General features: G+C 51.3%; 9 protein-coding genes. 4 read left to right on the plus strand and 5 right to left on the minus strand.

Annotated features, from left to right (window positions below):
• Positions 1-44: 44 nt before the first annotated feature.
• Positions 45-1,202 (minus strand): DnaJ domain-containing protein, encoded by a 1,158-nt coding sequence (locus ACUVQO_RS21175; RefSeq protein WP_445927810.1) that lies wholly within the window; start codon positions 1,200-1,202, stop codon positions 45-47.
• Between the two features lie 135 nt (positions 1,203-1,337).
• Here ACUVQO_RS21175 and obgE point away from each other — a divergent pair, with 135 nt between their 5' ends.
• Positions 1,338-2,426, plus strand: coding sequence for a GTPase ObgE (gene obgE, locus ACUVQO_RS21180; protein WP_445927811.1), 1,089 nt, complete (start codon positions 1,338-1,340; stop codon positions 2,424-2,426).
• 46 nt (positions 2,427-2,472) lie between these two features.
• A complete protein-coding gene (locus ACUVQO_RS21185) occupies positions 2,473-2,697 on the plus strand; it encodes a hypothetical protein (protein WP_445927812.1) in 225 nt (74 codons plus the stop codon).
• Positions 2,698-2,976: 279 nt separating this feature from the next.
• On the opposite strand, the gene ACUVQO_RS21190 is transcribed toward ACUVQO_RS21185, so the two are convergent.
• The 3 genes from ACUVQO_RS21190 to ACUVQO_RS21200 all read right to left on the minus strand — a co-directional run bounded on the left by ACUVQO_RS21190 (position 2,977) and on the right by ACUVQO_RS21200 (position 5,721).
• Positions 2,977-4,797, minus strand: coding sequence for an N-acetylmuramoyl-L-alanine amidase (locus ACUVQO_RS21190; protein ID WP_445927813.1), 1,821 nt, complete (start codon positions 4,795-4,797; stop codon positions 2,977-2,979).
• Positions 4,798-4,882: 85 nt separating this feature from the next.
• Positions 4,883-5,557 (minus strand): hypothetical protein, encoded by a 675-nt coding sequence (locus ACUVQO_RS21195; RefSeq protein WP_445927814.1) that lies wholly within the window; start codon positions 5,555-5,557, stop codon positions 4,883-4,885.
• 14 nt (positions 5,558-5,571) lie between these two features.
• The gene (locus tag ACUVQO_RS21200) at positions 5,572-5,721 is read right to left on the minus strand and encodes a hypothetical protein (protein ID WP_445927815.1); all 150 of its coding nucleotides are present in this window, start codon (positions 5,719-5,721) and stop codon (positions 5,572-5,574) included.
• Between the two features lie 76 nt (positions 5,722-5,797).
• Between ACUVQO_RS21200 and uraH the strand changes: the two genes are divergently transcribed.
• On the plus strand, positions 5,798-6,160 hold the full coding sequence (gene uraH / locus ACUVQO_RS21205) for a hydroxyisourate hydrolase (RefSeq protein WP_445927816.1): 363 nt from the start codon (positions 5,798-5,800) through the stop codon (positions 6,158-6,160).
• 138 nt (positions 6,161-6,298) lie between these two features.
• On the opposite strand, the gene ACUVQO_RS21210 is transcribed toward uraH, so the two are convergent.
• Positions 6,299-6,754: an EVE domain-containing protein gene (locus tag ACUVQO_RS21210; protein ID WP_445927817.1), complete on the minus strand. Its 456-nt coding sequence runs from the start codon at positions 6,752-6,754 to the stop codon at positions 6,299-6,301.
• 69 nt (positions 6,755-6,823) lie between these two features.
• On the opposite strand from ACUVQO_RS21210, the gene ACUVQO_RS21215 reads away from it, so the two are divergent.
• The coding region (locus tag ACUVQO_RS21215) for a caspase family protein (RefSeq protein WP_445927818.1) at positions 6,824-8,968 on the plus strand (2,145 nt) is incomplete at its 3' end.

The raw sequence follows: 8,968 nt of genomic DNA on the forward strand, positions 1-8,968 counted from the left end.
CCTCCCCCCAAGCCTGCGGCTATGGGCGGAGCACTGCGACGGATTTAGGTAGAGTGTGCTGCCCATGTACGGAGCAATTCACCCGTTCTGCCCTGATACATCGCGATCAAGTGACGATTACTGCCTGTGAGTACCTGCCGCCCATCTCGACTGAGAGCAACCGACAACACAGGAGTTTCCTGGTCGTAAATTCCGTGAGTGATGGAATTGGAATTTAACAACCAGAAATGCACTTGGCTAGTCTGTCCACCTGCTACCAAAAGCTGACGGTCAGCACTTAAAGCCAGGGTGGTAAAAACGGCTTCATACCCTGATAGGGTGCGGAGCAGGGTTCCAGTTTTGATACGCCAGAATCGCAAGGTTTGATCCTCGCTACCACTGATGAGTAAGTTTCCATCAGCACTGAGGGCGATCGCCGTGACCGCAGCCGTGTGGTCTGACAGGGTACAAAAGGCTTTACCAGTCCGCAAATTCCACAGCTTAATTGTGCAGTCGCGGCTACCATTGGCCAGCAGTCTGCCATCTCCACTGAGGGCGATCGCGGTCACTCCGCCTTGATGGCCGGTCAGGGTTTGCAGATGCAGCCAGCGGGGATTGGAGTGGGGAGGATGGGGCGGAGGAGAGGACGATCGCGGCGATCGGGCAGACTGGGATTGGGCAGTAGAGCGCTGGCGGGCTGCCTCTTCCGCTTGTCGTTTGGCTTTCCGGGCCGCATAGGCTTGTTCCCATTCCAGATCCCTGGCTTTTCTCAAATCGGCCTCAGCGCCCAACTCAAACCCCAGCATGGAGTGGACAAAGCCCCGATAGCGGTAAGCTTGCACGTAATCAGGATTCAGTCGAATCGCCACGCTCAGTTCTTCCAGGGCTTCCTTGTACTGTCCGGCCCGCCCATATTCGGCAGCTCGCTCGTAACACTTTTCCGCCCCAGTTAATGTAGTTGAAACCGATGCCTGAGCAGACTGCTGGGTCGTATCAGGAGAACTTGCCGCAGCAGGAGCAGATGGCTGATAGTCTTTAAGATACTGGTAAGCTTCGTTAATGGCTTTCAGTTTCTCCTCGGCCTGGTGCTTCAAAGCTGGATCATTTGAGAAGCGATCGGGATGCCACAGTTTTGCCAGTTTCCGGTAGGCTTGTTTCACCTCAGCCTGGGATGTGCCTGCTTTAATCCCCAGAATTTTGTAATAGTGACTCAGATCGGGCATAGTAGCAAAAAGGTGGGATGAGGCCACTGGGCTACTTCACCTTACACTTAACAAGTCCCGCAGTCCGCCATTTCATCCCCATTTCATCAATTTCTTATAGATTCAGATGGGGCAACTTTAACAGCAGTTCGTCCTGTGCCGTCATTTGGTGTCTATGATCAGGACAGAGGTTTTGAGTGTGGCCCCATGCAATTTATTGATCAGGCAGAAATTCAGGTACAGGCAGGAGATGGCGGAGATGGGCTGGTGGCCTTTCGTCGGGAAAAGTATGTACCTGCAGGAGGGCCATCGGGTGGCAACGGGGGTCGAGGGGGTTCTGTCATCCTGAAGGCGGTGGAAAATCTGCAAACATTGCTGGACTTCCGCTATAATCACCTGTTCAAAGCCGAGAATGGCAAGCGAGGTGGCCCCAATAACCGGACGGGGGCATCGGGAAACGATCGCATTATTGAAGTTCCCTGCGGCACGATGGTTTTTGATGCTGAGACAGATGCAGTGCTAGGCGATCTGGTGACTCCCAATCAGACCTTATGTGTGGCTCAGGGTGGCAAAGGCGGTCTGGGTAATGCTCACTTTCTCAGCAATTCCAATCGTGCCCCAGAGAAAGCCTTACCCGGATTACCAGGGGAATCTCGATTTTTGCGCCTGGAACTGAAACTCCTGGCAGAAGTTGGCATTATTGGCTTACCCAATGCTGGCAAATCGACTCTAATTGCAGCGGTTTCTGCGGCTCGTCCCAAAATTGCCGATTATCCTTTCACTACCCTGGTGCCCAACCTTGGAGTAGTGCGGAAACCCAGCGGTGATGGTACCGTTTTTGCCGATATTCCAGGACTGATTGAAGGGGCACATTTAGGCATTGGTCTAGGTCACGATTTCCTGCGCCACGTTGAGCGGACTCGCCTGTTGCTACATCTAATTGATGTCACCAGTGAAGATCCGATCGCCAATTACCAGATGATCCAGGACGAACTGCAAGCGTATGGACGCGGACTCAGCGATCGCCCGCAAATTCTGGCCTTAAACAAACTGGATACTCTGGACAAAACCGGAGATGATCTGGAAGCTCTCACCCAAAAGCTGGAACAACTCAGCCACGCGCCTGTCTTTCAAATCTCCGCCGCCACCCGTCTGGGGCTCGATGCCCTCCTGAACCGCATCTGGCAAACCCTCGACAGCATGGAAACAGAAGGAGCGGGGATCAATGTTCATCAATTGGAGTAAATTTCTAACGATGTCGCTAGAACTTCAGCAAAGTAGGTAAAAACGTATGGATCCTGTCAATATTCTGGATGCCCAAATGCTTAAAGCCATTATTAAGGAAAGCGTTCGTGAAGTGCTGCGCGAACAGTGGTTTAAATTCTTTGAGATGCTACTGCCTTATGTGGATGACGCAGAACAGGCTGATATAGAAGCAACATTCGATCCAAAGGATTACGAAGACGACGATTTCGTTGATATTTCAGGTTGGTTTGCTCATGAAGATCAAGATTAGTAAAGCAGCAAACAAATTCCTGGACAAATTAGACAGCAACATTCGACAAACTATTTTGACTAAAATTGGCATTCTCAAGACCTGCCTTGAAACTCAAAACGTCTACCCCCCGAAGAACTTGACATCAAAAAACTCAAAGGTGAATTGAAAGGATTCTCCAGGCTCCGTGTTGGCAATATTCGAGTTATCTTTCAAATTCGAAAAGAGATAGGCCAAATCTTTGTTTACGACATCAATTTCAGGGGCAACATTTACGATTGACGAATTTTTTTTGCAAATTCATTGACTCAACCCATTTCGGCTGCTAAACCACTCCACCACCCCATCGGCTAAAACCTTCGCTAATCGCTGTTGTTCCTTTGGGTTAACAATCCACTCAAACTCATCGGGATTGATCATGAACCCCAGTTCCAGCAACACCGAGAGAGCCACCGTAGGACGGGTGAGTGCCAGGTTATTCCAAAAAACGCCATAGGAAGGGCGCTTCAGAGTTCTCACCAAATAATTGTGCAAAAACATGGCCAAACTGTGGGCCTGGGTATTGTACCAGAAAGTGGCGACTCCTTTCGTATTGAGGGCATCACCATTATCAGGAAGAGCATTGTAATGCAGGCTGAGCGCGATCGCGGGTTGTTCCCGGTCGATCATTTCCACCCGTTCTTTCAACCCCAAATCCACATCCTCGGTGCGAGTCATCAGGATGGTTGCGCCCCGTTGCTGCAATTCCTTGCTGAGTAATTTAGAAACCTTTAACGTCACATCTTTTTCCGGGTATCCTGTTGGTCCCTTCGAGCCTGAATCCTCTGGCCCCCCGTGCCCCGGATCCAGCAAAATTTTAATTCCTTTTAAAGGCTTAGATTGACTTCTACCCGATCCCCGATCCCTGACCCCCGATCGCCCCTGCGGCGGATGTTTCAACGACAGAACCAAACTAGTTCCCTCGTAGCGCAACCGATAACCCCATTGCTGGTTTGTTTTGAGATTAAACACATACTGCACCTGACCGGGTTGCACCTGTTGCCAATCCAGGCGAGCAATGAGGGGATCGGTACTGAGTTTAATCATGTCTGTCTGGGCAGTCGTGTTGTGCAGGGTCAGGGTGAACGCGCGATCGCCCTGTTGCACACTCACCGGCACCGGAACTTGTAGGGGAAAGATAATCTCCGTCCAATTGCCTACCTGGCGGGAAGTAATGCTGCGAATCAGCGAAGATGGGGGGACTGATGCTGGACGAACCTGGACTTCGCTGCGCTTAATCCAGCCACCATAATCCAGGCGCACCCAATCCCCTTCGTAGCCAGTAATGGTAGCCTGGGTGCCTTTGGGGAGGGGAGTTAACCGGGAATAATCTGTACTGGGGCCAGTCCGAGCAGTTCCAGCATCGACAGTTACTTCGGCTACCTCTAACTGAGTAGGAGATAAAATCTGGACACTTGCTGGGCCTTCTTGACGGGTTGTGGTTCCGGCCAGAGTCAGTTCAAAGCTAGGTTTCCCTAAATTCTTTGCCGTTGCTACCCGAATACACCCCTGGTAAGCGTTAGGAGCAACAACAGGTATAGGTTGGTTTTGCTGGATGAGCACAGCGGAGTTGGGTGGTAGGTCTACAGAGCGGGTTTGCGGCTGCAAGGGAAAGGATCCAGCATCAGCCAGTTGCACGTTCACGGTTGCTCCTTGCGGTGCGATCGCCCCAAAACAAATCCACTCCTTCGGTAAGCGACCCAGCGGGACGGCAGGAGTCAGAGAATCTTTCGCAAAGGCTAGACTGTTTAACTGAGGGCTAGGAGAGATACGAGTGACGTTCAACTTCACCTGCTGATCGCCATAGGTAACAACAAATTCATTCTTTCCTGGCTGCAGGGGAAAACTGGGAGCAAAATGACCAGCGGCATTACGGGCGATCGCCTGCCCATTCACCTGCACAACTCCTCCTTTGGGAGCCGTACCAATTAAAAAAATCTGGTTAGCCGTTGTTTCGTGAGTGTTAGGGGGATAGGCAACATAAAGATTCGCTTGGGCTTGGGCAGGAGCGGCAAGCAGGGCGATCGTGCAGAGAGATGCGAAAAGAGAAGAAGAAAGAGGAGATGGAGAATCAGGTTTCATGGAGATCAGGTATGACTGGCAGCTCATGAGTGAACCACCGTTTAATGAAGCATCTTGAACTATGCCACAAAACCGAAAATCTGCGTTATTGACGATATAAGCATCGTTCTACCTTCCGTACAGCCTGTTCCACTTTGCTCAACAATTTCCAGAGCTGCTGGTCATCTTCAGATTGGGAAACCGCTGCCTGACCCAGTTCAATACTGGTTTTAATCAGGCTAAAGACGGAGCTGTTAATGGCAAGTTGGCCACCCCCGCCTTTCAATTTGCTGGCTGTGGCTAACAGTTCTGCCAGTTCTGGAGTCCAATCTTTTAAGGGTTTACCAGGAGTAGAAGTAACAGATCGAGCGGGGGACTCAGCTAAGGTTTCAATGATATCGCCTTGTTGCTTAGCCGTTAGGTAAATTTCCTTCAAATTTCCAGAAATGCCGCTACCAAAGTAAATGTTATAGCCCTCAAACAGACCATCATAAATAATCCTGTCCTTAAAGGGCAATAACACCGCTTTCACCAGCAGCGGTAATTGGGCTATGTAAAAGATATCTTCCAACTCTTCCTGCAACCCCACTACCCCATACACCAGATCGTCTTGACCAATGAAAATCGTATACTTCTTAAGTATTTGCTCAATATAAAAATCGCCAGCGATGAACTGTTTCCACTGCGCAATGATGGCTAACTTGTCCTCTGAAAATCCTGATGGATTGTCTTGCAAAAACTCATCAATCAGATTGGGGTGAGCATAAAGGGCTTCACGCACCTGAACCTTGTCTTCTACTGAAGCATCAATGTATTGCTGTGTATTGCTGGGTATTGCTGTAAAGTTTTAATTTCAGGCAACAAGTTCAGCTGTTGTTTGAGGTAGAACTGCAGCGCCCACATCAGTTCGTAGAACAAGGCAGCATCTTCTTCTGACAGTTTCATAGTCCAAGCCTCCCCAAACTTTTATGGCTTATCATGCTGGCAAACGTCTTCCACGCTTTACCCTCTTCTCCTGATCATGTCTGGCAAACTCACTACTCATGTGCTCGATACTGTGCATGGATGTCCGGCGGCCAACCTGACGATCGCCCTCTGGTCAATCCAACCGAAATCAGGACAGAAGACGTTGATTAAAACTGTCGTCACTAATGCTGATGGTCGTACCGATGCGCCGCTACTGACGGGAGACGAATTCACCGCAGGTGTGTATGAACTGGAGTTCGCGATCGGCTCCTACTTTGCTGCCCAAGACAGTACCCTGCCGCAACCGCCATTTCTCGATCGCGTTCCCGTTCAATTCGGCATCGCCGATCCCAGCCGTCATTACCACGTTCCGCTTCTGGCCTCTCCCTGGTCTTACAGCACCTATCGAGGCAGTTAATTGTCACGGAGAGTGCCGGAGAATGGTGTGGTTTCCTGAAATACGTGCCAATAAGAGTTCGCAGACTTTCCAACGTAAAGTCCCGCACATCTCGACCATCGCTACGCACGGCTTCCGCAGTCACATCATAGCTTGCCATCAGCTCTTCGCCCGGTGCAAAATCTTTTCCGCGATTGCCTCTGGCACAGGCATTACCGAGAGCCGATTTCCCTGCCGCACCACCCACAGATCATCCGGACTGAATTCCTGCCGTAGTTGATCCAGCGTCATCATTTCAGGGAACGCCGCTACAAACTTTACCGTCACAGTTTGCCAGCGAGGAGACTCTGGGGTGGACTTGGGATCATAGTACTTACTTTTAGAATCAAATTGGGTAGGATCCACAACATTCGCTTGCATTACTTCCATTACCCCAACAATACCGGGAGGAGTGGCATTAGAGTGGTAAAAGAACGCTAAATCTCCAGGCTGCATAGAGCGTAAAAAGTTACGTGCCTGGTAATTGCGAACTCCATCCCAAAGAGTCTCGCGATCGCGTTCCAAGTCCGTAATGCTATAAACCGCAGGTTCGGATTTCATTAACCAATAGGGCATAAGAAATGGAACAGGAAGTGAGGAATAGGGAATAGGGAATAGGGTAATGGGTAATGGGTCAATAAGGCTATGGGCATAACGCGGCGGGAATTTTTGCAACAGGTGGGGATGGTGCTGGCCGGCTGGGGGGCCAGTGATTTGGGCCTGGCAGCCCTGAGCAGGGGCTATGGAGCGGTACTGGCGGCTCCCACTGAACGCAGATTGGCGCTGTTGGTGGGAATTAATCAATATCCGGCAGGCTCAGGGTTGGCAGGATGTGTGACGGATGTAGAACTGCAACGGGAGTTACTAATTCATCGCTTTGGGCTGAAAGCGGCAGATATTCTTACCCTGACAGATCAGCAGGCGACTCGTGCTGCGATCGAAACTGCCTTTGTGGAACATCTCATGCGGCAGGCCCGATCGGGTGATGGAGTGGTGTTTCATTTCAGCGGATTGGGGAGTACCGTGGCCGGGAAAACACCAGGCTCCACTCAAGCCAGTCTGGTTACAGCAGAGGCAACTGTTCCAGAGGGTGAAACACCGCTGGTGAATGACATTCTGGAGGAAACACTGAGGCTGTTGCTGCGATCGCTGAAAACGGATCAGGTGACGACCATTCTGGATACCAGCTATCACTATCCAGGGCATCCCCTGCAAGGAAACTTACGCGTACGGGCTTTTCCTAATCCCTCAATGGCCCAGCCCAGGGCCGCAGAAGTGGCATTTCAGCAACAATTGGCGAAACAATTGGGGGGAAGCCGCGATCAGAAAATTACCGCATCCCAAACGGATCCCTTTCCGGGAGTGGTGTTAAGAGCGGGGCAACTGGCTACGGAAGTTCACTGGAGCCATTTCACTGCCGGATTATTCACTTACACCCTGACCCAAACCCTGTGGCAAAGTTTACCCGCTAGCACGATTCAGATCAGTCTGGCTCAGGCAAATCAACAAATTGGCCAGTTAACGAACCAACAACAGCCGCAACTCAGTGGACAAAGGAGTCAGGATTCCGGACTCACTCCCTACTTCTGCAATCCGGTGATGCCGGGAGCCGATGGGGTTGTGATTGAGGTTGAGGAACCTGGAAAAACAATCCATCTCTGGCTGGGAGGATTACCTGCCGCTCTGATGGAATACTACGGCGCAAACTCCTTGCTGACCCTGCAATCACAGGATTCATCAACGGCTGCGGCCCCAGTACAGGTTCAGATCATTACCCGTGAAGGGGTAACGGCCAGGGCAAAACTGTATCAGCCGGATCAGTTGTCCGATTTTATTGATCAGTCAACCGAGGTTAAGGTCGGACAGGGGGTGCAGGAGTCTGTTCGGGTGCTGCCACGACATGTTGGCCTCATCGTAGCCCTGGATGACAATCTGGAACGAATTGAACGGGTGGATGCCATCAGTGCGCTCTCTTCGATTCCCCATATTTCTTCGGCGATCGCCGGAGAACGTCCTGCCGATTGCCTGCTCAGCAAAATTCCCACAGCCGAAGTCACTCGGTTAGCATCCCTACCCACAGCGACTCTCAGCAACCTGGCTACCCCTCCCCCGACTACCATCAGTTACGGATTATTTTCTCAAGGCCGCGATATTATTCTCAACACAACGGGGGAAGGTGGAGAAGCCATTAAGCGGGCCGTGCGCCGTCTGGTGCCCAAATTGCAGACGCTGTTAGCCAACAAATGGTTGAACTTGACAACCAACGATAAAACGTCGCGACTGGGAGTGCGCGTCACTCTGGAACTGCTTACCCCTGAGGAAAAGCCTCTGACCCGGCAGGATACCGTTCGTCACCCCCAGGCGATCGCTCAGAAACTCAAGGAGTTGCCCGTTCCCGCTGATGCGATCGCTCAACTCGCTGCCGGAAGTCGCATCCGGTACCGGGTAGAAAATTATGGCGATCGTCCCCTCTATCTCTTGTTGATTACCCTCAATAGTTCCAACCAACTGGTGCCGATCCACATTCCCATGATTCAAACCCCGCACCGCCCCTCAGAGTCACCCACTACTGAATCTACCCTAGCTCCCGGTGATAGCGTGACGTTACCCACCTTGCCCCTGGGAGTCGATTGGGCGGTTCAGGGGCCTGCAGGTCTGGCAACAGCTTACCTGATCTGTAGTCAGTCTCCCTTTCCCCGAACTCTGGCAGCTCTCGCTTCAGGACAGCGATCAACTCCTAATTTTGCATTAGGAAGTGCGATCGCCAATCCCCTAGAGGTGACTCAGGCA

It is taken from the genome of Leptodesmis sp. (assembly GCF_052746595.1).